The sequence below is a fragment of the Pseudoflavonifractor intestinihominis genome, from assembly GCF_040096055.1.
GTDB lineage: Bacteria > Bacillota > Clostridia > Oscillospirales > Oscillospiraceae > Pseudoflavonifractor > Pseudoflavonifractor intestinihominis.
Genome location: NZ_JBBMFK010000013.1, coordinates 56,927 through 83,216 on the forward strand (window position 1 = coordinate 56,927; position 26,290 = coordinate 83,216).

Here is a 26,290-nt window from a genome sequence, read left to right on the forward strand (position 1 = left end):
CTACAAAAAAGCCCCGCCCCATCGGGGCAGGGCTTTTTGCGTGGTATTACGATGTGAAGAGGATGGTCTTGCCGCTGGGGCCGTGGTAGCAGGGCTTATCATGCTTCTGCAATGTAACCAGGCCCTGAGCAACATCATTGCATGTACCATACCAGAAGAGCGTGGGAATACCGGGACCCGTAATCGTACAGCCGTACTCCTGGGACGTCACATGGAAGTAACAGCCCTTGGCGATGTCGCTGCACAGCTCGAAGCTCTCAAAGCCGATCTCGGGTTTACAATATCTCTTTTTCATACTGCACACCCCTTTCTTAAGAACCGCTTACAAGCTTGAGGTTGGTCAGGGACAGGATTCCATCGCCCGAGGCGGTAATGGTAATCTCATTGCCGGGTTTCACGCCATCCAGCAGGTAATACATCTCCACTGCGGAGGTAATCTCGTAATCTTGCCCCTCCACAGTGAAGGTCATTTCTTTGCCGGATACCAGCTTGGCGCCGATCTGGACGATGGAGCCGCCCTCAGGCACGGTAAAGGTGATCTGATCGTCGGCCTTCAGATAGACCTCGTTGTTGGGACCCACGTTGGCGTAGTCAGCAGCGCTGTTTGTAGACGCACCAAGCGTATCTACATAAACGCTGTTGCTCTGATCCCACGCTCCGTCATACAGAAGGATGTTGCGGATCTCGCTGTAGGTCACATTACCCTCGTTATCCTGAGTGTAATTGGGATAATCGCCGATGGGCTTGTAGATACGGACGCCGTCCAGGACAAAGGTAGCAGAATCACTCTTCGCCCAGTCCCGGCCACTCAAATAGCCCGCCGTAACCGTAACGGTATAGTTGCCCAGCGCAAGTTCATCTACTTTCAGGACAGGCACCTGGTAGAGCGCGCCGCCGTTCGCATAGTAGCAGTCCACAAAGTAGTAATTATTGGTTTCTTCGCCCTCAACATGGACCGTGATGCAGCCGGAGGTGGCGTCGGTCATGCTGACCAGCTGGAAGCCGGTGCCGTGGAAGCTGAAGGTAGCCGTAGCGGTTTCGCCGCTTGTCAGCGTAACCTTGTGGGCGCTGCCGCCGCTGTAAGTAGTATCCGTGGCATAAGCAGCATCATGTCCGTAGACAGCCTTATCACCCAGCTTGCTGGTAGTCTGAGTGCGACCGGTAATGGTGGTACCAACAGTCTCCCAGCCCTTGCCATACTCAATGGCTCCGAAGGTATCCTCGTAGTACACCGTGGAAGCGGGCACCACATACAGCACCCAGTCAATTGACTGCGCGCCAATTGTGACCTTCATCCGGAATGTTTCGCTGCCATTCATTATTTTGCTGGGCGTATAGATATAATTTCCACTGCCATCTTTCTTCAATGTACCATAATTGCCAGTAACTCCACTTCCCGAATCGCCAACTGCGCTTATGCTGCTAGCATTTTTGTCGAAGAAAGTAGGACCAATTTTAACAGGCAGTCCAAAATCAACAATTGCGGTAGCTGCATTTTTATCGGTACTGTAGTAGAGATACAGATCATCGCCATCGCTACTGACGGTAATCTTATTGGCAAACTCAAAAAATCCGCTGGTATATGCGGGATTCATATTAGGAACCTTTGCCAAGTCATCTGTACGATAATATACTGTTTCTTCTCGACCCAGAGCATTCGTGATTACACCAGGCGTAAGATTCCCATTGTTCAACGTCCAGCCTGTGAAGTCTGCCGCTTCCTCAACGCTTTCTCCTGCAGTTCGAGTAGCAATATCATAGGAATGGAATTCCTGCCCCGATGTTTCGTTAATATAGTGAACCGTCAGATTGCTATACTCCGGATTTACTTCCAGCACATAGCGAACCAGTTTCACATTATCTCTGCCATTGGACTCGCCAAATGTCAGAGAAGGTACAATCGGGTCTGTCCCAGATTCGGATGTCCACACAACCTCCGCAGAGGCCTCATCATATTGAATGTCAATCTGCGACAGCGTTCCAACGCTCCGATAATTTGTAGAGCTGGCAGTGAGCACCTCGATCCGTGACAATACATAATAGGGATCGCTCAGAGAAGCGCGAATCATGCCAATAGTCCGGCCTTTTCCGGTATTATTATGGTAGAGCAGGGTCTTTTCATTTGCAAAATCATTGGGGTAGAAGCCGGAAGGATACTCTACCTGGAAATCAAGAAGCGCCCAATCTTCCTTTCCAATCAGGTAGAAGCCGTCCTGTCGGGCTCCGTAATCCACGACCTGTGTCTCAAGCTCCGTCGTGACATCCGTTACCTGAAGGTAATAGGCGACTAACTGATCGTTATCCTTTATATCGACCCACTGACCATCTGCATTTTGATACTGCCATCCGCCATTGCGGTAGCGCACTGCTGTCATCGTGTGCGTATCATCGGCCATCGTTTTGTCCGAACCATCACACGTACACTGAATATCGCCAAAGATTCCCTTGTGAGTCTGACCGCTGCCGCCTGCGCCGGTTCCCGCATGTGTAGCTCTGGCGGAACTGTTGTAATCAATCTCCACTACTTTCCAAAAAGCGTATTCAACATCGCCATCTGCGATGCGTGCCGGAATATCAGAAAATTGATATCCTTCCTCGGTTGCCGCCGCTTGCGCCTCAATCGCAATCGTATTCGCACCATTATAATTCAGTCGTCTATTTGTAATAAACAGCTCAATTGTAAGCGGTGACACCCCACTCAGGTCCTCCTCAGTGACCACAACCTTGATAACATAGTCATTGACTGTTACCAGAGTCTCACCAACTTGCAGGCCGCTAACGGTAATCTCCGTAGTCCCCTCCACAGGCTGCTGTGCAATCTCATAGGCAGCGCCGTAACTGCTGGTACTTTCCGCTGTGCTCCAATTATTACCGCCGGATAAGTAGTAGGTCTTTTCTACCCGATCAAACCATTCCCACTCTGTCTTAGTGTAGTAGAATCCCTTAGTGGAATCATAGCTCCAGCTGTAAGGAGTTCTGCTGAGAGATGCCCTCTCTGTTAAGTATTGACCGGTAGCAGGATCATAAATCGTATAAGAACTTCCGCTCTTACTGATTTTCCACTGGGTAGCTTCTGTCACATTAGTGGTGTTTCTCACCGCATAATTATAATACCTAGAGTAAACTTCCAGATAATTGCCGTTACCATCACTGATAAAGTAAGTCCCATCGGGTGCTGTGACCTTATTGCCGCATATAATGCCGCCCTGACCAGGGGTGTACTTACCAACTGTCACAGCCGCAATATTGCCATTCTGTACGTCTGCTTTAGCATTGGAATAATCGCCAGAAATCGTGATACTTTTTTTGCTATTAACTGCTACCGAAACTGTCTGATCCGGCTCAGCCATAACCGCCACACCCACTGTGGAGAAATGGGGCGCAGTAAAGGTGTAGACGCCATCATTCAAACTGCCATCGTCGGCATACTCCACCTTACCGTCGGAGGAGAGCACAAAGCCCCTCAGCTGGACGTCAGAATAGATCCAATCCTCAGGCAGAGGGATGGAGACCTGGGCGCTCTGGGTATAATTTCCGTTATTCAGACTGATGTCATAGGCAACATAGGTGCTGTCCGCCAGCGCCGGAATCGCCTTCTCATGCTTCACCGCACTGATGCTGGTCACTCCGGAGGCAGAAACAGTGATATTGGTTACATTGTCCGTTACCGAAGCAGCCGGTACATTAATAGTACCGTTGGCATTGAAGCCGCCGGGAGTCACGGAGGTATCAACCGTGTCCGCAGTCACAATCTGGTCCTGCATACGGGCCGCCATAATGCGCAGAGGCACACGAACCTTCTCTGCTACCTTCTGCTCAGTCTCATCATTGGGATAATCGCTCCAGATGCAGAACATGGAGCCCACCGGATCGGAGATATTGCTCCCTCCAGCAAATGTGTTGTTATCAAAATCATATCGGTATGTATCGCTGCTGTCCCAACTGTCTTCTTTCCCCAGGACGTAATAATAATCGCCGTGGGTGTTGATGAGCTGATAGCCCCGCTTCTCTAGCGTAGATGCCTCTGCCAAATCATAGGCGTACTCATTCCACCCAGAGGACCAGTAACAGACCTGGATATCAGTGCTGGGCGCGTAGTCAGTATTATCCTTATAGCAGAAGCTGTCGTTGAAGGCCCGGGGGGTCATGCCAGCTTTTTCTATAATAACTGCCAGATCGTTGATGTACTCGATCAGCTTGCTATAAACCTCTGGTTGATTGTAATAAATATAGTTCAGTCCCATGACAGGACTATATTCCGTACCGAGATCATTGGCAAACTCATCGGCGCCGATGTTGAAGGTCTTGCAGCCCTGCTTTGCAAACCACTCGGCGTAAGCGCTCACCACACCCTCAGCAAAGCGCACCGCCTCGTCGTTTTCAAGATCGATAGTGCTCTCGCTGATCCGATTCTGATTATCAGTCCAGCGATACTCCTGGAAAGCGTTCAGAATGGCGCCCATGTGGCCGGGGCTGTTCAGCAGCGGGACGATCTCAATATTCTTACTCTGGGCATAGTCAATGATCTCCGCCATTTGATCTGCGGTGATATATTCCTGGCTCAGAGCCTTGGTAAGATCCACGGTCTTGCTGTTATAGACCTGAACTTCCTTGTACTGGGGCTCAGGCTCCGCCTCGCTGCTCCCGGCGGGCTCGGAAGTCTGGGCAGCATCCGCCTCGCCAGTGCCCTCTTCGGGCTGGGCGGCGTCAGAAGCCTGAGGCAGAGCGGAGTCCGTCACGTCGGTGTCGCCGGCCGCAGCCGCGTCCGTCTCAGGAGACTGCGTCTCCTCAGCTTCCACTTCCATCAGGACGGTCTCATAGCCGCCCACTTCGATCTGCATCTGATCATAAGGCAGAGAGAACCGGAAGCCCTCATTATTAGAGAAGTCCAGCTCCAGTTGCGTATATCCCAGGGCAGAAATCTCGTTGATGAGTGCCTTGATCCACTCGGGGCTGAAGTACTTCCGGCCCATGTCCAGGTGGACGATACGGTCAAAAGTACTTTCCGTGGTCGTGCTGGCCGAAGCAGCAGCTGAATCTCCAGCCGAAGCGTTGACCATGGGCGCCATGCCGAAGATCATCGCCAGGCTGAGGACCAGAGCAACCGCTTTGGCTGCGCCCTTACGCACTGCTTTCTTCATAATTTTTCTCCTCCCTTGCAAAACAGTTGCCCCGCAAGGCCGGCTTCCGGCGTCACCGTCGATACAGGGGTCTGGCTGCAAACCATCAGGCACGTTCCGACGCTTCCGCCGAAAACACACCTATTTTTGGCTAGTATAGCATAGGCGGCCGCTAAATTCAAGAATCTTCCTTTATTCTTTCGGATATTTTTTAACAAGTGGTCCCCCTTTTTTATTTATTCACCCGCATTTTTGCAATGTTTCGCGCATATGTAACCAAAAAGCGTCATATATCACTCACAAACTAATTTTGGAATTTTCCCCTTCCTGTGGGTGATTTTTTATTGCCGTTTCCTTTTAACTATGCTATAATTTGTCGTGTGTTATAGCATGAGGCGCGCAGATTCTCCGGCTGTCTGTCGCGCTGTTTTATGCAAATTGCAAACGGAGGTATGACCTATGCGTATGCGCAAATTCCTGGCCGCGGCGCTGGCTGTCGTCATGCTGATCGGCATGCTCCCCGCCGCCTCTGCCACGGTAACCAACCCGCCTGCCAACACCGAGAACGGCATCACCCTGGGCAAGCAGGCCAGCGAGCTGGCCGGCAGCGACACCACCATCACCCTGGATGTGGTGGCCAACACCAACGCCAACCCCATCGCCATCCAGTTCGTGCTGGACGCCACCCAGAGCCTCTTCCTCAGCGAGGATAACAAGACCTACGTGGAGAACTGGGCCAACGCCCTCAAGTTCATGGCCGACAAGAACATCTACGCCGGCCTGACCATCTTCACCACCACCGCCCAGACCGTGGTGGAGCCCCAGCTGCTGACCAGCAGCTCCGAGGCCGCCCTCTCCGGCGTGGAGGATGAGTGTGCCGCCTTTGTTCTGGCCTCTGACCACGGCACCAACGTCCAGGCCGGTATCCGGGAGGGCCTGAGCGCCCTCAACAGCCTGTCCACCGACACCGTGGCCGCTGACAAGCGCTATCTGGTGCTCATCACCGACGGCGGCAGCTTCTACTGGCTGGACGACAACGGCAGCGCTGTGAACAACTCCTACTACAAGGCCGACGGCACCACCGCCACCATGGCCAACAGCGACGCCGCCGAGGGCGGCTACCAGGCCCTGACCGACCTGGACGACCTGCTGGCCCTGAACCTGTCCGCCGCCCCCAAGACCTACGGCAGCGCCTCCGCCAGCGAGCCTCTGCCCGCCGCTGTCCAGGCCGTCAAGGACGACGCCAACGCCTACACCAACTTCGAGACCGGCGTCTACTTCGCCGCCAAGGAGCTAGACAAGGTGGCGGAGGCCGGCGTGAAACTGGTCACCGTGGGCTATCCTTATTATGAGGACGACGCCAATGTCAGCGCCCTGTCCACGCTGGCCGCTCAGTTCATCGATTACGCCCAGAGCAAGAGCGTGACCGGCGGCGCCTTTGACGCCACCCTGGACAACACCGCCTCCCAGCTGGACAACATCATCAGCGCCATGTACGGCCAGTCCGCCAACGTGGCGGTCCCCGCCGGCAGCGTCATCACCGACGTGCTGGGCTACAGCTCCTCCGACGGCTACAACTTCGATCTGGCCACCGACAAGGCCATCCGTGTCAGCCTGACCAACGCCAACGGCACCAACGAGGGCGGTCTGTACTGGGAGAGCCAGACCCTGGGCGACAAGGACAGCCTGGTCTTCCACACCGACGACGGCGCCGAGTTCCTCACGCTCAATTACACCAAGGCCTCTGACGGCACCGAGCAGTTCACCCTCACCCTGCACCAGGACCTGCTCCGCGGCCAGAAGCTGTCCATCACCTACTCCGCCAGACTGGTGGGCCACATGGGCTTTGCCGGCACCTACATCGCCTACCCCAACGTGGAGGCTTATCTGACCCCCAAGGACAGTGAGTCCAAGCTGTACTTCCCCCGTCCCTCTGTGACCTACACCGTCATCGGCGGTGACGACGGCGAGACCGATATTGACGACCCCGATGTCCCCCTGGGCCCCGGTCCTGACCTGAACACCACCGATCACTTCGCCTACATCATCGGCCGTGACGACGGTCTGGTCCACCCCCTGGCCTCCATCACCCGCGCCGAGGTGGCCACCATCTTCTTCCGCATGCTCACCGACCAGTCCCGCGCCATGCTCTGGAGCACCAACAGCGGCTATGTCGACACTGACAGCAGCGACTGGTTCAACAACGCCGCCGCCACCCTGACCAACGCCGGCATCATCACCGGCAAGCCCGGCGGTCTCTTCGACCCCGACGCCCCCATCACCCGCGCCGAGTTTGCCACCATCGCGGTCCGCTTCTTCGGCGGTACCTATGAGGGCGAGGACATCTTCCCCGACATCGCCGGCCACTGGGCCAACCAGTACATCAACCGCGCCGCCGTCCTGGGCATCATTGAGGGCCGCGGCGACGGCACCTTCGATCCCGACGCCTACATCACCCGTGCCGAGGCCATGACCATCGTCAACCGCACCCTGGGCCGTGCTCCCTCCACGGAGAACATGCTGCCCGGCATGATCACCTGGCCCGACAACATGGATACCAGCGTCTGGTACTATGCGGCCGTTCAGGAGGCCACCAACTCCCACGACTATGAGTTCATCACCGTGGATGGCGCTCAGGTCGAGTCCTGGACCGAACTCCTGCCCGTCCGCGACTGGGCCGCTCTGGAGCGCGCCTGGTCCACCGCCAACTCCGCCCCCGATCCCAACGGCGGCGAGGTCGCCGGCGATCAGTAATAACGCCCAACAGCAAACGGCCCCCTGTGAATCTCGGATTCACAGGGGGCCGTTTTTTATATTCTTCCTCCGGAAGCGATAGATCAGAAATCCATGGCCATGCGGCCCGACTCCTCCCGGCTCAGCTCGGTCACCCGGGTGTCCATCACCCGGTAGACCCGCTGGCACAGGCTGAGCACGCTGGGCCGGTGGGTGGTAACGATACAGGTCTTTCCCCTGCCGCAGCCCGCGATATTGCGCAGCACAGCCCGCTCGGTTGCCACGTCCAGAGCCGAGGTGGCCTCATCCAGCAGGAGGATGGGCGCGTCCCGCAGCATGGCCCGGGCCAGGGCCAGCCGCTGTGCCTGGCCCTCGGACAGGCCCTTTCCCCGCTCCCCCACCGGACTGTTGATCTGCTCCGGCAGCTTCTCCACAAACTCCCAGGCGCAGGCCAGCTTCAGCGCCTCAATGATCTCCTCATCGGTGGCCGTCTCCTTCACCAGGCGCATATTCTCCGCCACCGTACCGGAGAATATGGTGTTGCCCTGGGGCACATAGGCGAAGAGCCGCCGGGTCTCCGCATTGGCAGGCACCTCCCGGCCGTCGCAGTCCCGGAGCACCACGCTCCCCTCTCCCGGGCACACCAGGCCCAGGATCAGGCGGATCAGGGTGGTCTTGCCCTCGCCGGAGGGCCCCACCAGGGCCACAATCTCCCCCGGCGCGGCGTGGAAGGCCGAATCGGTGATGACCTGATCCCCCTCCCGGTAGGAGAAGGTCACATGCTCCATGCGCACCTCAAAGCCTCCGCCGCTGTGGATATCCAGCTTGCCGCTCTCCGGAAGGTGCACCTCCCGGGGCAGCTCCGCCAGCTCCCGGATCCGGTGGGCCGAGACTGAGCTGCTGAGAAAGCTGGGAACGATGCCCACCAGATTGGTGAAGGCGGTAGACAGCTCATTGCGCTGCTGAAGGAAGAGGGTCATGGTACCGTATGTAATGCCGCCGCCCCACAGGCGGAACAGGCAGTACCCGAAGGCCACGAACTGGACCACGATCCCCAGCAGCGACATGAGCGCGCCGCTCTTGATGGAGAACAGGTTGTACTTCAGGCTGATGTCCCTGAACCTGGCCTGCCACCAGCGGATCTTGCCGCTGTAGTGGGGGCCAACGCCAAAGGATTTGATGGTGTCGAAGTTGCTGACCGCCTCCACTTCAAAGGCCATCAGGTCGCTGCTGGCCTCCCGCACCTGCCGGTTGTACTCCCGCTGCCGCCGCACCAGCAGCCGCCCCGCCAGCAGCAGGAAGGGCGCGCTGCCCAGGGCGATGAGGGCCATGGCCCAGTCGTAGTAGAACAGCACCAGAAAGGTGGCCACAAACTGGTACACCGCGATGATCACGCTGGGCAGCCACTTGATGGCGTTGCTGCTCACCGTGCTCACATCCCCGTTGAAGCGGTTGAGGATGTCGCCGCTGGTGTACCGGCTCAGGGACAGCCAGTCCGCGTCCATGATCTGGTCAAAGATGTCGGCCCGGATATCGTTGTCAATGTCCAGGGCCAGCCTGGTGGACACCCGGCTGATGACGCTGGTGAACAGCAAACTGATGAGGGTACTGCCCACCATGATGAGGATCACCAGCCACAGCTTGCTGGTCTCATAGCCGGTGATGACATCGATGGCGTACTTTCCCGCCACGCTGCTCACCAGCCCCAGGGACGTGCTGAGGATGCCCATCAGGATATAGAACACGATGGCCCCCTTGTACCGGGCGCTGTACCCGAATATCCACTTCCAGTCCTCCAGGATCTCGGAAAAGGTGCCGTCCTTCCACTTTCTCTTTAAAACATTCAGGGATTCGAAGGGGCTCTCCCCCAAATCCCGCTTTTTTCCCGCCATAGTTTTCCTCCCGGTCTGGTCTGCCGTGCAGCGTCCGCAGGATCCGGCGCGGAACGCCTGTTTTTTCAACATTATACTATGTCCCGGCGGGTTGGAAAAGAGAATTCCGTTTTTTCCCTGTCTCAAGGCTGAAAAAGGGCGGGAGCTGTATGCTCCCGCCCTGTCCCTTATCCCTCCGTAGGCTGAATCCAGGGGGCGTAGGTCTGCCAGAAGTAGTCCCGGCGGTACCGGTCCAGGACCCCCTCCGGCACGCAGATGAAAAAGTCCGCCCCGTCCCGCAGGCCGTCCCCTGCCACATAGGCCGCCGGGTCCTCACCGGTAAGGATCAGGCGCTCCAGGGCCGTACAGCCGGAGAACATACCGTCGTACAGAATCCCAATATTGGGCTGAACCGTAATTTCATGGATTTTGGTATTTCCTTCAAATAATGTTTTGTCTATCCCCACCACCGGCTCTCCCTCATAGCTGCCCGGCAGGGTGAGGGATTGGGCGGCCTGTCCCTCCGCCGTCAGACCGGACAAAATCCAGCCTTCCTCTGTATGCCGGTAGGTGAAGAGGGCGGCATCCGTGCTGTCCTCCGCCAGAGCCGACGCCCCCACAGCGGGCATGGCGGGCAGAGAAATCTCCGTGGGGGAGGTGTCCTTCAGATAGACCTTCAGGTCCTCAATGAGCAGCTTGGTGAACACCGTGGCGCCGCTGGCGTTGAGGTGGAAGTTGGTGTCGTAGAACCAGCCGCTGTCCAGGATACAGCGGTTTGGGTCCCCCAGGATCGGGAACAGAAGCTGTCCGTCCAGGTAGTCGTAGTAGGTATCCACCGCTGTCTGGTCGGTGTCCGGCTCCAGGGCGGCGGCGTTCATGGGCGGGAAGTGGTAGACCACCTTGGCCCCCTTGGCCACCACCGCCCGGGCGAAGTCGTTGAGGGCGTCGACAAAGTCCTCCGCAATGACGTCCCGGGAGAAGGAGATGAGGTCGTTGGGGTTGTACCCTCCGGACATGATGTTGGCTGTCCGGTCCGGGTAAATGATATCGCCGTACCCGTCAAAGGAGGACCGGGCGTACACCCCCTCCGGCTCCGGGGACCCGAATAGGGTATACCACAGCTTTTTCCCCGCAAAGGCGGGGAAGGATGCGGCCAGGGACTCGTACCGGCTGGAGTGGACGGCGGACAGCAGATCAAAGGCGCCGTCCGCCGCCTGCCAGGCCAGCTCGCCGGAGAAATAGCAGGACAGGGTCTGGGCGCTCTGTTCCGGGGCGATGATGAAGATGTCGCCCGCCCTGGCCTGGGTCTGGGCCCAGTCCAGCATGACCACCGTGCCTATGCCGGCGTACATGCCGAAGTCCACCACCTGATAGCCGGGGAGGTACTCCTCCACCAGGCCGCTCTTCAGGGCGAAGGGCACGCTGCTGCCCCCCACCACGACGATGCGGGGCCCCTCTGTGTCCTCCAGCCGCTCCATCTTGTACTTCATCTCGCCCAGAAAGGTATCCCCGTACTGGGGCGGCAGGGCGAAGCCGAAGAGGAGCAGCAGCCCGGCCAGCAGGCACAGCGCCGCCGCCAGCAGGCCGCAGAGGGCCGCCGGGGAGGGCGTTTTTCGCTGTTTCATGGCATCCTCCCCCTAGAACTGAAAGTAGATGAAGGCAGTTGCCCCGTGCTCTGTCAGCACCAGGCAGCGGCAAGCCACAATGGCGACGGCCAGCAGGAAGTAGAGCAGAGGGACGGCATACCGCCCCTTTGTTCTGTTTTTCTCCACCTCCAGGGCGGGCAGCCGCTCCAGCATCGGCAGCAGGAGCACCAGCAGGCAGGCCAGTATCAGCTCCACCCTGCCCATCCCCAGCCCGGTCAGGACGTTGGGGAGGCGGAAGTCGGTGAAGATGGAGCGGAGAATGAACACTGCCTGGGACAGGTCGGACGCGCGGAAAAATACCCACGCAAAGCACACCAGCACCAGGGTAACCGCCCGGTGGAGTCCCCGGCCCAGGGACGAGGTGAGCTGCCGCCGGCCCAGCAGCAGGGTCTCCGCCACCAGGAACGCTCCGTGGAGCCCGCCCCACACCACAAAGGTCAGGTTGGCCCCGTGCCACAGGCCGCTGACCAGAAAGACCGCCAGGATGTTGACGCACTGCCGGGCCAGCCCCCGGCGGCTGCCGCCCAGGGGGATGTACAGATAGTCGGTGAACCAGCGGGTCAGGCTGATGTGCCACCGCCGCCAGAAGTCCCGGATCGAGGAGGCGGCGTAGGGCTGCCGGAAGTTCTCGGTGAGCCGGATGCCCATGAGCCGGGCACAGCCCATGGCGATGTCGGAGTAGCCGGAGAAGTCACAGTAGATCTGCAGGGCAAAGAGCACGGTGGCCAGTACCATGGCCGCGCCCCCTGCCCCGGCGGCGTCCCCGTAGGCTGTATCCACAAAGGGAGCCAGAAAGTCGGAGATGAGCACCTTTTTGCCGTACCCCCGCACCAGAAACCGGACGCCCTGGGCGATGTCCTCCTGCTCCAGTGGGTTGGGGGCCTTCAGCTGGGGCAGCAGGTCGCCGGGGCGCTCAATGGGTCCGGCCACCAGCTGGGGGAAGAAGGAGACGAACAGGGCGTAGTATCCCAGGTGGCGCTCCGCCCGGATGGTGCCCCGATAGACGTCAAAGGTGTAGGACATGGTCTGGAACACATAGAAGGAGATGCCCATGGGCAGCAGCAGGTGGAAGCCGGTAAAGCCGCTCTCCACCCCGAACAGGCGCAGCAGGGAGAACACACCCCCCAGGGCAAAGTCCAGGTATTTGAAGAGAAAGAGAATGCCCAGACACACCGCTGCGTCCAGGGCCACCGCCCGGCGCTTCTGCTTTCTAGTCTCCGCCCTCTCAATGCGCAGGGCGCTGCCGTAGGACACCAGGGTGGTGAGCAAGATCAGGCTGAGCAGCCAGGGGCTGTGGCAGGCGTAGAAGAAATAGGAGGCGGGCAGGAGCGCCATCCACCGCTGCCGCCATGGGGTGAGCCGGTAGAGGGCCAGCACCGCCGGGAGAAAGAGGAGAAAGCCGGGGGACACAAAGCTCATTTCTTCTCCCCCCTTGCCACAGTCAGAAAGCAGGTGAGGGCCGGGAGGAGCAGCAGGAGCAGGATCTCCTCATAGGGCACCGAGCAGGCCAGCGCGGCCACCGCCATGGCCCCCACGGACACCGCCGCCAGCGCTGCCGCCGCCCCGCTGCCCCGGCGGAGCAGCCCGGCCAGGGCCGTCAATACCAGGGACAGTGCCAGTAGAATGGGGATCAGGGGGTACTGGAGAAAGACAAGGTTCATGCTCCTCCCTCCAGTGCCCGGCGCAGGTCGTCGATGACCTGCGCGGTGTGGATTTGCGCGCCCTCGGTGCTGAGATGGTTGTCGGTGGCGTAAAAGTACAGCGGGTCCATGAGGGAGGACTGGATGTCGGAGATGACCGGGGCGTGGAGCTTCTGCCGGAACAGGGCGTCCAGCTCGGTGATGGACACCTCGGTGCTGTCCTCCGAGATGCTGGTGCGGCTGCGGGGGGAGTAGGTGAAGTACACCGACACGCCCTTGGCAGCAAAGCTGTCGTACATGGCGTTGATGCCCTGCCAGTCGGCCTCGGTGATGTGGCTGGCGTTATAGAAGGCCCGCTTGATGCCGAAATTCTCCCCGGACAGGTTGTTCTCCCGGTAGAGGATGTAGTCCCCGTAGCGGTTATAGGTGGCCTGCTCCTGCCGGTTGCCGTCCTCGTCGTACAGGGCGGGGGAATCGGCGTAGGACCTGGGCTCCATGTCCGCCCGGGCGGCCTGGAAGGCCCCGAAGGCCCCCCAAAGGTTCGTAAATTCCCGGCAGTCCAGCAGGGCGAGCAGGTCGTAGTTGGATTCTGTCATGCAGAAGGTCTCCTTGTCCAGGGCGGTGCTGCCGCAGAACTGCTGCCCGATGGCGTCCAGCTCGGGGGAGTGGAGGAGGATATCCCCCTCCTTCATGTAGTGGAGGACGATCCTGGCCTGGGGTAGCATGTTGGCATAGGCGTACACCCCCATGTTCACCACCTCGTAGTCGGGAAATGCCTCAGCGAGCATGGGACTGTCGTACCCGAACCGGGCGGAGGAGCCGCAGAAGAGCACCAGCTTGTCCTCCTCCGCCACCGACCGGAGGTAGTCCGCCTTGTCGGGGAAGGTGTCGAAGTAGGTGCCGCTGTAGGCCGGGTCTTTCACTGCGTTGAGGTGGAGACGGGTGATGGCGTAGTCCCCCAAGGAGGCCTCGTCCACCTGCTCCAGGGTATCAAAGAGATAGAGGTGTTCCGCCGTCAGGGCGGAAAAAGCCCCGGGTTCCACGGCGGTCAGGGTGGGCGGCAGGGCCACGGTGTCCGCCGTCACGGCCCCAAAGGCCCCGGCGGCGATGGCGGTGACGGGCAGGCCGCCCAGGGTCTCAGGGATGACCAGGTCGCCTTCCCTGCCGTCATAGCCGGTGATGACGGCGCCGCCGTCCCGCTCGGTCCAGGTGAAGGCCTCCTCCGGCGTACAGGGTAGCCACTGGGGATAGAGAGTCAAGGTCTCTTCCCCGTCCTCCCGGGCCCCCCGGCTGCCGAAGCCGATATGGACGCCGCTGCCGTCGGGCGCTGTGTTCCAGCCCACGGCCAGAAAGCCCTCTCTTGAAAATTGTCCCCGCCAGGGCAGGGTATTGGGGGACAGGCGGGGGCTGTCCTCCTGGACGGTGATGGTCTCCCCCTGCCCTTCTCCGGCGGTGTAGACCGTGGTGAGGGCGGGGGATGTGGTCAGCCGCACCACCGCAGGGTAGCGGACGTCGTGGAGGATAAGGTCGTAATAGTCGTAGCTGGCGGAATAGCCGGTCTTGCCCGACACGGTATACCGGTCAAAGCTGACCGTGGCGATCCGGCGGCCGGTGGGAACCCCCACCGTCACCGTCACATCCCCGCCCCGGGGCGTCTCATAGATCTGGTTGTAGAAAAACAGCTCCGGGTCGTCCTCAAAGACCACCGTGCAGGTGGACGCCCCCTCCCCGGCGGACACACAGCCCGACAGGAGGAGCACAGCGGCCACCGCCGCCCACAGCCATGAAAATTTCCTGCCGCCCACGGGAAAGCCCCCTTGCATCCGGTTAATGGTTGATGATCTCCAGCCCTTCCGCCCGGAAAGGGGTCAGCACCTCATCCTCCGCGTCGGTGAAGATACAGTCGTACTTCCGCAGGCCCACAGTGCGGTAGGGGGACCGAAGGCTGAACTTGGTCTTGTCCGTGATGAGGATACACCGGTCGGACAGCTCCATGGCCGTGACCTTCAGCTCCTTCACCGGCAGGGAGTTCTCATAGGTGCCCTCCATGTCGATGGAGGCGCAGGAGCAGAGCATCAGATCGAACCGGAACCCCCGCAGGGTGTTGCAGGCCATGCTGCCGGTAAACCCGGTGTTGGCCTTCAGCTCTCCGCCGGGCATGATGACCTGCACGTCGTCCTGCTGGGCCAGCCAGGTGGCCGCCTGGATGCCGTTGGTCACCGCCACCTTGTGCCGCAGGTTCATGCGCTGCACCAGGGCCAGGCAGGTGGAGGAGTTGTCGATGAAAATGGTGTGGAAGTCGGGCAGGTGGGGCAGGGCGATGGAGGCCGTCACCTCCTTGCCGGTGGCGTTCACCTCCTGCCGGACAAAGATGGACACCTCCTCCGAGCCGTCGGCATACATGGCCCCGCCGTGGGTCCGGCGCAGCAGCCCCAGACGCTGCATCTCATTCAGGTCCCGGCGTACCGTGGCCTCGCTGACATACACCATTTTGCTCAAATCTGCAACTGTTGCGCGTTTGTGCATTTTAAGGTAGTCCAGGATCAGGTCAAAACGTTCGTTCGTATGCATAATTAAGCCCCCTGTATTTGGTCGATATTGTATCATTCGGTCATTTTGTTGTCAACGGGCTCTTGTTTTTGGAATATTATGGATACCGTTACCGGACACAGTGTCTACTTTTCCCCTCCCATTTTGTCCATTTATGCTCATTTACGTTCAATTGCCTCAAAAAGTATGTTGTTCTTTCTACTTCTTGGATATTATCGCTAAATTGTGGACAAAAGATTACCTCAGTGTTATAATTTCTCACAACAGAACGGCCGTTAATGTTCATGCTACTATGGGGAGGAAAAATGATGAAAGCGAAACGAATTGCACCCGTCATGAGAGGCCTTTCGGCGGTCATGGCCTCCGTGCTTGCCCTGTCCGTCGTGGGCACCGGCATCGCGGAGGGCTATCGTTCAGCGCTGGACGGCTTCCTTGGCACCAGCAGCTACATTACCCTTACCGATGAGGATTCCGCCCGCTTCAAGAGCGACTACGCCACCATCGACGAGATGAAGGCCGCCGCCAAGGACATCGCCATCAAGGAGGGCGAAGAGGGCACCGTTATCATGAAGAACGACAACGATGTGCTGCCCCTGGCCTCCGACGCCACCGTGGCCCTCTTCGGCCTGGCCGCCTACGCTCCCTATCCCTACACCAGCGGCGACCACAAGGCCGGCAACGCCGACGCGGTTGACCTGGTCCAGGCCCTCACCGACGCGGGCGTGCAGATCAACGAGACGGTCAAGGACTTCTACACCAACAACATTCTCAACAAGCACACCGAGGAAGTGCCCAACCAGTGGACCGGCGAGATGGAGACCAGCGTGGCCTATGACCACATCTACGTGGCCTCCCCCGGCGACATGACCACCTATCAGATCGCCGAAGTACCCCCCACGGAGTACGAGGCCCTGGGCGCTCCCGCCGACTGGAAGAGCCAGGTGGACAAGGACAACACCATCGGCATCTGCGTGTTCGCCCGGGGCGCCGGCGAGGGCAACACCTATATGCCCGGCTCCGCCGTCAACTACGCCGGCAAGGAGACCGGCGAGGACCCCCTGGCCCTGAGCGAGGATGAGCTGGCCGTCATCGACGTGGCCAAGGAGACCTGCTCCAAGGTCATCGTCCTCCTGAACACCGGCAACACCATGGTCATCAAGGATATCGCCGCCGGCGGCGCCCACGAGGTGGACGGCATCGCCTACATCGGCTGCCTCAACGACTACCAGTCCATCGGCGTGGTGAAGGTGCTCACCGGCCAGGTCAACGCCACCGGCGCCCTGCCCGACACCTATGTGGCCGACAACGCCTCCATCCCCGCTGTCATGAACTTCGGCGGCGGCTACTACGCCGACTACGAGATCGTGGGCAGCGACGGCGACGACCCCCGCTATCCCGGCGTGGAGATCGCCAACACCACTGCCGGCTCCTTCGGCGGCAGCGACACCTACAACGGCGGCTACTACATCGTGGAGGCCGAGGGCATCTACGTGGGCTACAAGTACTACGAGACCCGGTACTACGACTCCATTATGAACCCCGAGTCCGGCGCCAACTCCGGCGCGGGCGCCACCCAGGACAGCACCTGGGACTACAATAAGGAAGTTATCTACTCCTTCGGCCACGGTCTGAGCTATCTGGACTACACCCAGACCCTGAAGAGCGTGGACGTGGACCGCACCCCCGACGGCAACATCACCGCCGTGGTGGAGATCAAGAACAACAGCGACCAGGACGGCTATTTCCTGGCTCAGCTCTATGTCCAGCAGCCCTACACCGACTACGACAAGCAGAACAATGTGGAGAAGTCCGCGGTGATGTTCCTCAACTCCGCCAAGACCGAGGTGGCCGCCAACAGCACTGCCGAAGTCACCATCACCATCCCCACCAAGTACCTGGCCAGCTATGACTACACCAATGCCAAGACCTACATCCTGGACGCCGGTGACTACTACTTCACCGCCGCTGCCGGCGCCCACGAGGCCGTGAACAACATTCTGGCCGCCCAGGGCAAGACCACCGCCGACGGCATGGATGCCGAGGCCACCGGCAACACCCAGGTGTGGAGCCTGGGCGAGCTGGACAAGACCACCTTTGCCGTTGAGAACGGCGTGGCCGTCACCAACGTGGCCGACGACGCCGATCTGAACTACTGGACCGGCGAGGACACTGTCACCTACCTGTCCCGCAGCGACTGGGAGGGCACCTATCCCATCAACTACAACGAGGTGGCCATCACCATCGGCGACAGCCCCAAGGCCGACGAGTGGATCGCCGAGCTCCGCGGCCAGACCTACACCATCCAGACCGACAGCCCCGCCACCGAGGGCGGCGACAAGGGCGTCCGCTTTGACACCACCAACATCCAGTACGACCAGCTGAGCGATGTCAACGACCCCTTCTGGGATACCCTGGTGTCCTCCATCACCATCGACGAGGCCGTGGGCGCCGTCATCCACGGCGGCAGCCAGTCCGACGTACTGACCAACGTGGACAACCCCGTGGTCATCCAGAACGAGGGCGTCAGCGGCTTCACCGCCACCTACACCGACGAGACCACCGGTGAGACCTACCGCTTCAACGTCCACTCCCAGACCCTGCTGGGCTCCTCCTTCAACCCCGACCTGGCCTATGAGTGGGGCCGCATTGAGGGCAACTCCGGCCTGTGGCTCAATCGCTACCACCTGTGGGGCGTGGGCCTGACCCAGCGCCGCACCCCCTACAACGGCCGTAACTACGAGTACATCTCCGAGGATCCCATGCTCACCAACCGGATGGGCTACGGCGTGCTCCAGGGCTGCGCCGACATGGGCATCATCAACGGTCCCAAGCACATGGGCTTCAACGACCAGGAGCACAACCGCGGCGGCATCTCCGCCTACATGAACGAGCAGAAGTTCCGCGAGACCGACCTGCGCTGCTTCCAGGGCGGCCTGGAGGACGCTGACGGCATGGGCGTCATGATCGCCTTCAACCGTATCGGCGCCACCAACGCCTCCCACCACGTGGGCATGCTCCAGACCATTCTCCGGGGCGAGTGGGGCTACACCGGCCTCATCTCCACCGATATGATGAACAACAAGTACTACTTTAACGCCGAGTCCATGGTCATGGCCGGTATCACCCAGGTGGCCGACTTCGCCACCGAGGACAACCACATCAACCTGGGCGAGGGCGGCGTGGACGCCACCTGGCCCTACATCTCCGTGGATACCGTCAAGAACGACTCCACTCTGGTGGAGCAGGCCAGAGAGAACCTGAAGTACCAGCTCTACACCTTCGCCACCAGCGCCATCATGAACGTGTCCACCGAGAAGGTCAACACCTGGTGGGACAACGCCCTGGCCGCCATCACCTACACCAGCGGCGCGCTGGCCGTGATCACCGGCGTGGCCTGGCTGGCCCTGACCCTGGTGCCTGAGAAGAAGAAGAAGAAGGAGGAGGTATAACCATGAACATCAAGAAACAGTCCGCTGGCGTTTGGGTTAACCTGATCGTCGCCATCCTGGCGCTGGCCTCTCTCATCGTCTACGGCGTGAACATCTCCAGCGCGGGCTACTTCCAGAACGCCGCCGTCAGCAGCATGACCACCTACGGCATTCCCGCCATCATCCTGCTGGTGCTGGTCATCATCCTGGCCCAGCTCAAGCTCTCCGGCGCCGCCGCCACCGTGGTGGAGATCATCTCCGGCGCCATGCGCATCGTCATCCCCGTGCTCCTCACCCTCTGCCTCATCAACCTGATCTCCGCCAGAGCCGAGGGCCTGGGCTACATCTACTTCTCCAACGCCGATGTCGCCCTGGAGGTTCAGACCCCCGAGAACCTGTCCTCCGCCACCGGCACCATCGCCAACATGATCTGCCTGGCGGTGGCCGCTGTGGCCGCCATGGTGGCCGCCTTCTTCCGCCTCAACAAGAAGGCGGACTGAGCAAAACCTACAGGCAAGCGTTGAAGGCCTGAGCAGGGTTTGAATTGCTGTGCCTGGGGAACGCACCCTGGGCACAGCAATTTCTTTGCCCGGCAAGGGCGGGAAAATGAAAGAACGTTACGCTGCACGAGAAAGGCCGGTTACATATGCTTACCATCAGAACATTTACCTGTGAACATCAGCGGGAACACTGCGTGACCGACGCGGCCGCCCCCCGGTTCGGTTTCTCCCTGGACAGCGACCGGGCCGGCGCGGCGCTGGCCAAAGCCGTTCTGACGGTCAACGGCTGGACGGTGGAGACGGACCGGCAGGTCGCCATCCCCTACGGCGGCCCGGCCCTCAAGCCCTTTACCTGCTACCGGGCGGAGCTGACGGCGGTGGACGACGCCGGGGAGACCGCCCGGGCTTCCCTGGAATTCGAGACCGGGCGGCTGGACACCCCCTGGGCCGCCCAGTGGATCAGCGACGGGGCCTACTCCTTCACGGAGAAGCGGGTGTCCCCCGTGCCCATGACCTTCCGCAAGACCTTTGCCCTCCGGGGCAAGGTGAAGGAGGCCAAGATCAGGGCCACCGCCATGGGCATCTACCAGCTGGCCCTCAACGGCGCAGCCGTGGGCCACGACTACTTTGCCCCCGGCTTTACCTCCTACAAGACCAACCTGCAATACCAGACCTACGACGTGACCGGCCTGCTCCAGGGGGACAACACCCTGACGGCGGTGGTGGCCGGCGGCTGGGCGGTGGGCTCCTTTGTGTTCACCCGGAAGAACCGGGTCACCGCCGACCGTCAGGCCCTGCTGCTGGAGCTGCGGGTCACCTATGAGGACGGCTCGGAGGAGATCGTGGGCACCGACACCTCCTGGCAGGTCACCGAGGAGGGGCCCCTCAAGGAGGCCGACCTGTACGACGGCGAGGTGTACGATGCCACCGCACAGACCGGCGGCTGGCGGAATGCAGTGATAGAGCAGCTGCGGGTCAGCCCGGCCATCCGGGCGGCCTACGGCCCGGCGGTCACCGCCCACGAGGAATTTTCCCCCATCTCCTGCACCAAAGTGGAAAACTGCCTGGTCTATGACTTCGGCCAGAACTTCGCCGGTGTGGTCAGGCTGAAAATCCGGGGCAAGAAGGGGCAGAAAATCCTGGTGCGCCACGCCGAGATCCTCAACCCGGACGGCACCCTGAACACCGCGTTCCTCCGCTCCGCCAAGGCCCGCATCGCGTACACCTGCACCGACGGCGAACAGACCTACTCCCCCCGGTTCACCTACATGGGCTTCCGGTATGTGGGCGTGGAGGGCATCGCGGCGGAGGACATCGATGTGAAAGCCGTGGCCCTCTACTCCGACCTGGCCGACAACGGCGGCTTCTCCTGCTCCAACGAGATGCTCAACCAGCTCCAGTCCAACATCCGGTGGGGCGCCAAGTCCAACTTTGTGGACATCCCCACCGACTGCCCCCAGCGGGACGAGCGCATGGGCTGGACCGGCGATATCGCCGTGTTCTCCCCCACCGCCTGCTACAACTTCGACATGAGCCGCTTCCTGGAGAAGTGGATGCTGGACGTGCAGGCCGAGCAGCTCAGGGGCGGCGGCATCCCCAACACCGTCCCCGCCCAGGGATACGGCTTCCCGGCCACCATGCCCGCCATGGCGGTGGACTGGTGGGGCGACGCCTGCGTGCTGGTGCCCTGGGCGGAGTACATGGCCCGGGGCGACCTGTCCATCCTGAAGAAGTTCTACCCGGTGATGAAAAAATACGTGAAGGCCTGCAAATTCTGGGCGGGACTGCTCAGCTTCGGCAAGAAGAAGTACATCTGGAGCACCCCCTCCGTGCTCCACTTCGGGGACTGGGTGGCCCCCGACGTGCCCAAGATGCAGCAGTGGCAGGCACGCAGCAAGTGGACCGCCACCGCCAGCCTGTGCCACACCAGCGCCGTCACCGCCCAGGTGGCAGAGCTGCTGGGGGAGCAGGAGGACGCCGCCTATTACAGGGACCTGAGCGCCAAGGTGGCCGACGCCTACTGCTCTGTGTTCACCGACGGCCAGGGCAGGCTCCTCAACGAGTTCCAGACCGCCTATGTGCTGCCCCTCCAGTTCGGCATGTTTCCGCCGGAGGCGCGGGCCAAGGCGGCGGACAATCTGGCCCGGCTGGTGGAGAAAAACGACTTCTGCATCGGCACCGGCTTCCCCGGCACGCCCTACATCCTCTTCGCCCTGGCCGACAACGGCCACGCCGACACGGCCTGGAAGATGCTTCTGAACACCAAGTGCCCCTCCTGGCTCTACGAGGTGAAGGTGGGGGCCACCACCATCTGGGAGCGGTGGGACGGCCTGGACGAGAACGGCCAGTGTCCTATCGGGGACGACGGCACCGACACCATGATCTCCTACAACCACTACGCCTCCGGCGCGGTGGGCGACTTCCTCTACCGGCGGGTAGCGGGCATCGAGCCCCTGGAGGCGGGCTACAAGCGCTTTGCCGTCAAGCCCCTGGTGGGCGGCGGCCTCACCTGGGCCAGCGCCTGGGTGGAGACCCCCTACGGCCGGGCCGCAGTGGACTGGAAGGCGGAAAACGGCGCACTGACCGTGACCGTGGCGGTGCCTGTGGGTGCAAGTTGTGAGTTGACGCTGCCTGACGGATGTCATACAATTTATGGCAGCGGAACCTACACCTGTTCCTGCAAGCTGTAAGAAAGGATATGGACTATGAACGACAAAAAGAATGACTTCTGGAGCACGCCCCTGACCAGATCCCTCATCCGTTCCCCGGAAGTCCGGCTCCCCGAGATGCTGCTGGGCTACTTCATCGGCCCCTTCGGCGCCCTGCTCTCCTCGGGCATCTTCACCAGCTTCCTCAACAAGTACTTCACCGACGTGCTGGCCCTGGACGAGGCCTTCCTCTCCGTGCTGCAGGTGGTATCCACCATCCTGATCGTGGCGGCCAACCTGATTGTGGGCCAGCTCATCGAGCGCACCCGGTGCCTGGCGGGCAAGGCCCGGCCCTGGGTACTCCTGTCCGCCCTGACGCTATCGGTGGCCAGCGTGCTCATGTTCATCGTCCCCTTTGAGGGGACGGCCAAGATGGTGTGGATCGCCATCGCCTACAACCTGTACTACGCTGTGGCCTACCCCATCTACAACACCGCCAACTCCACCCTGATCCCCGTGTCCACCCGCAACAGCCAGCAGCGGGGCGCCCTGGCCTCCTTCACCAATGTGGCCGGCCTGGGCGTCATGGGCGTGGGCTCCATGGTGTTCCCCATCCTGGTCAGCCAGGTGATGAAGAACGACCAGAACATGTGGTTCATGGTCATGCTGGCCGTGGCCATCTTCTCCGCCCTGACCATCTTCCTCCAGTACAAGTTCACCCGTGAGCGGGTCACCGAGGAGGCCATGACCTCCGGCAGCGCCCAGGAGACCAAGGCCAAGGCCGCCTCCCTGGGCGAGCAGCTGGGGGCCGTCACCAGCGAGAAGTGGTGGTGGATCGTCATCCTCTTCTACCTGGGCTTCCAGTGGGCCGGCGCCATGAAGAACGGCTCCATGAGCTACTTCTGCGAGTGGGTCATCGGCGCCACCGGCACCATCGACTGGGGCCTGGCCCAGACCGTTCTGTCTGTCCTGGGCGCCATCCCCATGGCGGTGGCCGCCCTGTTCGTGGTGCCCCTGGCCAACAAGTTCTCCAAGCGCACCGTGTGCATGGCGGGCATGCTGGTGGGCGCCGTGGGCGGCGTCATCGCCGGTCTGGGCAGCCACAACTTCGTGCTGGTGGCCATCGGCGTGGCCCTCAAGTGCCTGGGCTCCGCCCCCGCCTGCTACCTGATCCTGGCCATGCTGGCCGACGTCATCGACCACATCGAGTTCAAGAGCGGCATCCGCACCGACGGCCTGACCATGAGCATCTACTCCTCCCTGATGGTGGCCGCCACCCCCATCATGAACGCCGTGTTCATGGCCATGCTGGGCGCGGTCAACTACCAGAAGCCCACCGGCGGGGCTGAGACCATTGTTCAGACCGCCGCTGTCCAGAGCACCATCACCGTGGGCTACATCTGGGTGGAGACCATCGCCTATGTGGTGTGCGCCGCCCTGATCTTCTTCTTCACCGTGGAGAAGAACCTGCCCCAGGAGCAGGCCGCCATCGCCGCCCGCCACAAGCAGGAGGACTGACCCCTGCAAAACCCCAGAAAAGAGAGGGTATCGGAAATGATACACTTAGCCATTGACATCGGCGCGTCCTCCGGGCGGCACATTGCCGCCTGGAGGGAGGACGGCGAACTGAAAATGAAAGAGGTCTACCGCTTCCCCAACCTGCCCCAGGAGCAGGACGGCCACCTGGTCTGGGACCTGGACCGGCTGTGCCGGGAGGTGGTCAGCGGCCTGAAGGCCTGCAAGGAGCAGGGCATTATGCCCGACAGCGTGGGCATCGACACCTGGGCGGTGGACTATGTGCTGCTGGACGACGCGGACAAGCCCATTCTGCCCCTGTACTGCTACCGGGACGGCCGGGGCGCCCAGGCCGCGGAGCTGGTCCACAAGGTACTCCCCTTTGACAAGCTCTACGAGAAAACTGGCATTCAGTTCCAGCCCTTCAACACCATCTACCAGCTCTATTGGGACAAGGTGAACGGCCGGCTGGACGGCGCGGCGGACTTTCTTATGCTGCCCGAGTACCTGAGCTTCTACCTCTCCGGCGTCAAGGCCCACGAGTACACCAACGCCAGCTCCACCGGCCTGCTGGACGCCAGGCGCAGGACCTGGGACATGGAGATCGTCACCGCCCTGGGCCTGCCGGAACGGCTCTTCGCCGCCCAGCCCCAGAAGCCGCCTGTGAAGCTGGGGCAGTTGAAGACGGACATTGCGCAGCAGGTGGGCTTTGACTGCGACGTGGTCCTCCCCGCCACCCACGACACCGCCTCCGCCATCGCCGCCCTGCCCCAGAAGGGCACGGCCTACATCTCCAGCGGCACCTGGTCCCTGCTGGGCGCCGAGCTGGAGCAGCCCGTCACCACCCCGGAGGCCATGAAGGCCAACTTCACCAACGAGGGCGGCGTGGGCACCATCCGGTTTTTGAAGAACATCATGGGCTTGTGGCTGGTCCAGTGCCTCAAGCGGGAGCTGAAGGACCAGTACTCCTTCGCCCAGCTGGCCCAGATGGCCCAGGCGGAGGCCGATTTCGACTACCGCCTGGACGTAAACAGCGCCCGTTACCTGGCCCCCAAGTCCGTCATGGCGGAGATCGACGCCGAGTGCGCCGGTCACGGATGGCCCGTACCCCAGACCCCCGGCCAGTACGCCCACGCCATCTACCAGAGCCTGGCCCACGCCTACGCCGCCGCGCTGGATCAGCTGGAGTCCATCACCGGCGAGAAGTTCGACGTGCTGTGCATTGTGGGCGGCGGCGTCAACAACACCTACCTCAACCACCTCACCTGGCAGGCCATCGGCCGGCCGGTGATCACCGGCTCCCCCGAGGCCACGGCCCTGGGAAATATTCTGCTGCAGGAGGCTGCATATGTATAACGAAGCGAAAGAGAAATACGCCGCGCTGGGCGTGGACACCGAGCAGGCCATGGCGCGGCTGATGAAGGCGCCCGTCTCCCTCCACTGCTGGCAGGGCGACGACGTCCGCGGCTTTGATACCGACCCCACCAAGCCCCTCACCGGCGGCATCCAGACCACCGGCAACTACCCCGGCCGGGCCCGTACCCCCGAGGAGCTGATGGCCGACATCGACATGGTCCTCAAGCTGTGCCCCGGCATGAAGAAGCTGAACCTCCACGCCAACTACGCCATCTTTGACGACGCCAACGGCGGCTGGGTGGACCGGGACAAGCTGGAGCCCAAGCACTTCAAGAAGTGGGTGGACTTCTGCAAGGAGCGGGGCCTGGGCTGCGACTTCAACCCCACCTTCTTCTCCCACCCCAAGTGCGACCCCCTCACCCTGTCCTCCCCCAACGAGGAGACCCGCCGCTTCTGGATCGACCACGGCAAGGCCTGCATCCGCATCAGCCAGTACCTGGCCGAGGAGCTGGGTCAGCCCTGCGTCATGAACATCTGGACCGGCGACGGCTTCAAGGACATCCCCGCCGACCGCATGGGCCCCCGGATGCGCTACAAGGAGTCCATCGATGAGATCCTGTCCGAGCCCTTTGACTTCAACAAGGTCAAGCCCTGTGTGGAGTCCAAGGTCTTCGGCATCGGCGTGGAGGCCTATACCGTGGGCAGCGCCGAGTTCTCCCTGAACTATGCCGCCGCCAACCCGGGCAAGTGCATCCCCCTCATGGACAACGGCCACTACCACCCCACCGAGGTGGTGAGCGACAAGATCCCCGCCCTGCTGGTGTTCTTTCCCGAGATCGCCCTCCACATCACCCGCCCCGTCCGCTGGGACAGCGACCACGTGGTCCTCTTTGACGACGAGACCCGGGAGATGGCCAAGGAGATCGTCCGCTGCGGCGGCCTGGACGGCCGGGTGAAGATGGCCCTGGACTACTTCGACGCCTCGGTCAACCGGGTGGCCGCCTGGACTCTGGGCTTCCGCAACTGGCAGAAGGCCCTGCTCAACGCCCTGCTCACCCCCAGCGACAGCCTGAAGGCCGACCAGGACGCCGGCGACTTCACCGCCGTGCTGGTTCGGCAGGACGAGCTGAAGACCCTGCCCTTCGGTGCGGTGTGGGACGAGTACTGCCGCCGGTGCGGCGCGCCCCTGGACGGCACCTGGCTGGACACTGTCCGCCAGTATGAAAAAGAGGTTCTCTCCCAGCGCTGAATGCGCCGTCTGAAACTATTACATAACAGGAGGA

15 protein-coding genes are annotated in these 26,290 nt (G+C 61.2%); 7 read left to right on the forward strand and 8 right to left on the reverse strand.

Features of this window, described 5'->3' with window-relative positions:
• Window positions 1-46: 46 nt before the first annotated feature.
• Both WMO64_RS09295 and WMO64_RS09300 read right to left on the reverse strand, forming a co-directional pair.
• Window positions 47-295 carry a hypothetical protein gene (locus WMO64_RS09295; protein WP_349231786.1) on the reverse strand — a complete coding sequence of 83 codons (249 nt, stop codon included), beginning with the start codon at window positions 293-295 and terminating at the stop codon, window positions 47-49.
• Between the two features lie 16 nt (window positions 296-311).
• Window positions 312-5,141 (reverse strand): beta-N-acetylhexosaminidase, encoded by a 4,830-nt coding sequence (locus tag WMO64_RS09300; RefSeq protein ID WP_349231787.1) that lies wholly within the window; start codon window positions 5,139-5,141, stop codon window positions 312-314.
• 438 nt (window positions 5,142-5,579) lie between these two features.
• On the opposite strand from WMO64_RS09300, the gene WMO64_RS09305 reads away from it, so the two are divergent.
• Window positions 5,580-7,874: an S-layer homology domain-containing protein gene (locus tag WMO64_RS09305; RefSeq protein WP_294516767.1), complete on the forward strand. Its 2,295-nt coding sequence runs from the start codon at window positions 5,580-5,582 to the stop codon at window positions 7,872-7,874.
• Window positions 7,875-7,957: 83 nt separating this feature from the next.
• Here WMO64_RS09305 and WMO64_RS09310 read toward each other — a convergent pair whose 3' ends face one another.
• From WMO64_RS09310 to WMO64_RS09335, 6 genes are all read right to left on the reverse strand, one after another.
• On the reverse strand, window positions 7,958-9,745 hold the full coding sequence (locus WMO64_RS09310; protein ID WP_349231788.1) for an ABC transporter ATP-binding protein: 1,788 nt from the start codon (window positions 9,743-9,745) through the stop codon (window positions 7,958-7,960).
• A gap of 167 nt (window positions 9,746-9,912) precedes the next feature.
• The gene (locus WMO64_RS09315) at window positions 9,913-11,349 is read right to left on the reverse strand and encodes a leucine-rich repeat domain-containing protein (protein ID WP_349231789.1); all 1,437 of its coding nucleotides are present in this window, start codon (window positions 11,347-11,349) and stop codon (window positions 9,913-9,915) included.
• Window positions 11,350-11,361: 12 nt separating this feature from the next.
• On the reverse strand, window positions 11,362-12,789 hold the full coding sequence (locus WMO64_RS09320) for an MBOAT family O-acyltransferase (RefSeq protein WP_349231790.1): 1,428 nt from the start codon (window positions 12,787-12,789) through the stop codon (window positions 11,362-11,364).
• Window positions 12,786-13,031, reverse strand: coding sequence for a hypothetical protein (locus tag WMO64_RS09325; protein ID WP_349231791.1), 246 nt, complete (start codon window positions 13,029-13,031; stop codon window positions 12,786-12,788). Before WMO64_RS09325 ends, WMO64_RS09320 begins: the two co-directional genes overlap by 4 nt.
• Window positions 13,028-14,815 carry a hypothetical protein gene (locus WMO64_RS09330; RefSeq protein WP_349231792.1) on the reverse strand — a complete coding sequence of 596 codons (1,788 nt, stop codon included), beginning with the start codon at window positions 14,813-14,815 and terminating at the stop codon, window positions 13,028-13,030. Before WMO64_RS09330 ends, WMO64_RS09325 begins: the two co-directional genes overlap by 4 nt.
• Window positions 14,816-14,837: 22 nt before the next feature.
• A complete protein-coding gene (locus WMO64_RS09335; protein ID WP_294516755.1) occupies window positions 14,838-15,581 on the reverse strand; it encodes a DeoR/GlpR family DNA-binding transcription regulator in 744 nt (247 codons plus the stop codon).
• A gap of 287 nt (window positions 15,582-15,868) precedes the next feature.
• On the opposite strand from WMO64_RS09335, the gene WMO64_RS09340 reads away from it, so the two are divergent.
• The 6 genes from WMO64_RS09340 to WMO64_RS09365 all read left to right on the forward strand — a co-directional run bounded on the left by WMO64_RS09340 (window position 15,869) and on the right by WMO64_RS09365 (window position 26,256).
• Window positions 15,869-19,009: a glycoside hydrolase family 3 C-terminal domain-containing protein gene (locus WMO64_RS09340; RefSeq protein ID WP_349231793.1), complete on the forward strand. Its 3,141-nt coding sequence runs from the start codon at window positions 15,869-15,871 to the stop codon at window positions 19,007-19,009.
• A gap of 2 nt (window positions 19,010-19,011) precedes the next feature.
• On the forward strand, window positions 19,012-19,488 hold the full coding sequence (locus WMO64_RS09345; RefSeq protein WP_294516750.1) for a hypothetical protein: 477 nt from the start codon (window positions 19,012-19,014) through the stop codon (window positions 19,486-19,488).
• Window positions 19,489-19,634: 146 nt separating this feature from the next.
• Entirely contained in the window at window positions 19,635-22,178 is a 2,544-nt protein-coding gene (locus WMO64_RS09350; protein WP_349231794.1) for a family 78 glycoside hydrolase catalytic domain, read from the forward strand.
• 15 nt (window positions 22,179-22,193) lie between these two features.
• Complete coding sequence (locus WMO64_RS09355; RefSeq protein WP_349231795.1) at window positions 22,194-23,654, forward strand: MFS transporter; 1,461 nt, start codon at window positions 22,194-22,196, stop codon at window positions 23,652-23,654.
• Window positions 23,655-23,690: 36 nt separating this feature from the next.
• Entirely contained in the window at window positions 23,691-25,007 is a 1,317-nt protein-coding gene (locus tag WMO64_RS09360; RefSeq protein WP_349231796.1) for a rhamnulokinase, read from the forward strand.
• Entirely contained in the window at window positions 25,000-26,256 is a 1,257-nt protein-coding gene (locus tag WMO64_RS09365) for an L-rhamnose isomerase (RefSeq protein ID WP_349231797.1), read from the forward strand. The genes WMO64_RS09360 and WMO64_RS09365 overlap by 8 nt, the downstream gene beginning before the upstream one ends.
• Window positions 26,257-26,290 lie beyond the last annotated feature (34 nt).

Coding starts and splice junctions, on each gene's coding strand:
- WMO64_RS09320 (WP_349231790.1), bottom strand. CDS start 12,789: ATGAGCTTTGTGTCCCCCGGCTTTCTCCTCTTTCTCCCGGCGGTGCTG.
- WMO64_RS09305 (WP_294516767.1), top strand. CDS start 5,580: ATGCGTATGCGCAAATTCCTGGCCGCGGCGCTGGCTGTCGTCATGCTG.
- WMO64_RS09300 (WP_349231787.1), bottom strand. CDS start 5,141: ATGAAGAAAGCAGTGCGTAAGGGCGCAGCCAAAGCGGTTGCTCTGGTC.
- WMO64_RS09310 (WP_349231788.1), bottom strand. CDS start 9,745: ATGGCGGGAAAAAAGCGGGATTTGGGGGAGAGCCCCTTCGAATCCCTG.
- WMO64_RS09315 (WP_349231789.1), bottom strand. CDS start 11,349: ATGAAACAGCGAAAAACGCCCTCCCCGGCGGCCCTCTGCGGCCTGCTG.
- WMO64_RS09360 (WP_349231796.1), top strand. CDS start 23,691: ATGATACACTTAGCCATTGACATCGGCGCGTCCTCCGGGCGGCACATT.
- WMO64_RS09345 (WP_294516750.1), top strand. CDS start 19,012: ATGAACATCAAGAAACAGTCCGCTGGCGTTTGGGTTAACCTGATCGTC.
- WMO64_RS09295 (WP_349231786.1), bottom strand. CDS start 295: ATGAAAAAGAGATATTGTAAACCCGAGATCGGCTTTGAGAGCTTCGAG.
- WMO64_RS09325 (WP_349231791.1), bottom strand. CDS start 13,031: ATGAACCTTGTCTTTCTCCAGTACCCCCTGATCCCCATTCTACTGGCA.
- WMO64_RS09365 (WP_349231797.1), top strand. CDS start 25,000: ATGTATAACGAAGCGAAAGAGAAATACGCCGCGCTGGGCGTGGACACC.
- WMO64_RS09350 (WP_349231794.1), top strand. CDS start 19,635: ATGCTTACCATCAGAACATTTACCTGTGAACATCAGCGGGAACACTGC.
- WMO64_RS09340 (WP_349231793.1), top strand. CDS start 15,869: ATGAAAGCGAAACGAATTGCACCCGTCATGAGAGGCCTTTCGGCGGTC.
- WMO64_RS09355 (WP_349231795.1), top strand. CDS start 22,194: ATGAACGACAAAAAGAATGACTTCTGGAGCACGCCCCTGACCAGATCC.
- WMO64_RS09335 (WP_294516755.1), bottom strand. CDS start 15,581: ATGCATACGAACGAACGTTTTGACCTGATCCTGGACTACCTTAAAATG.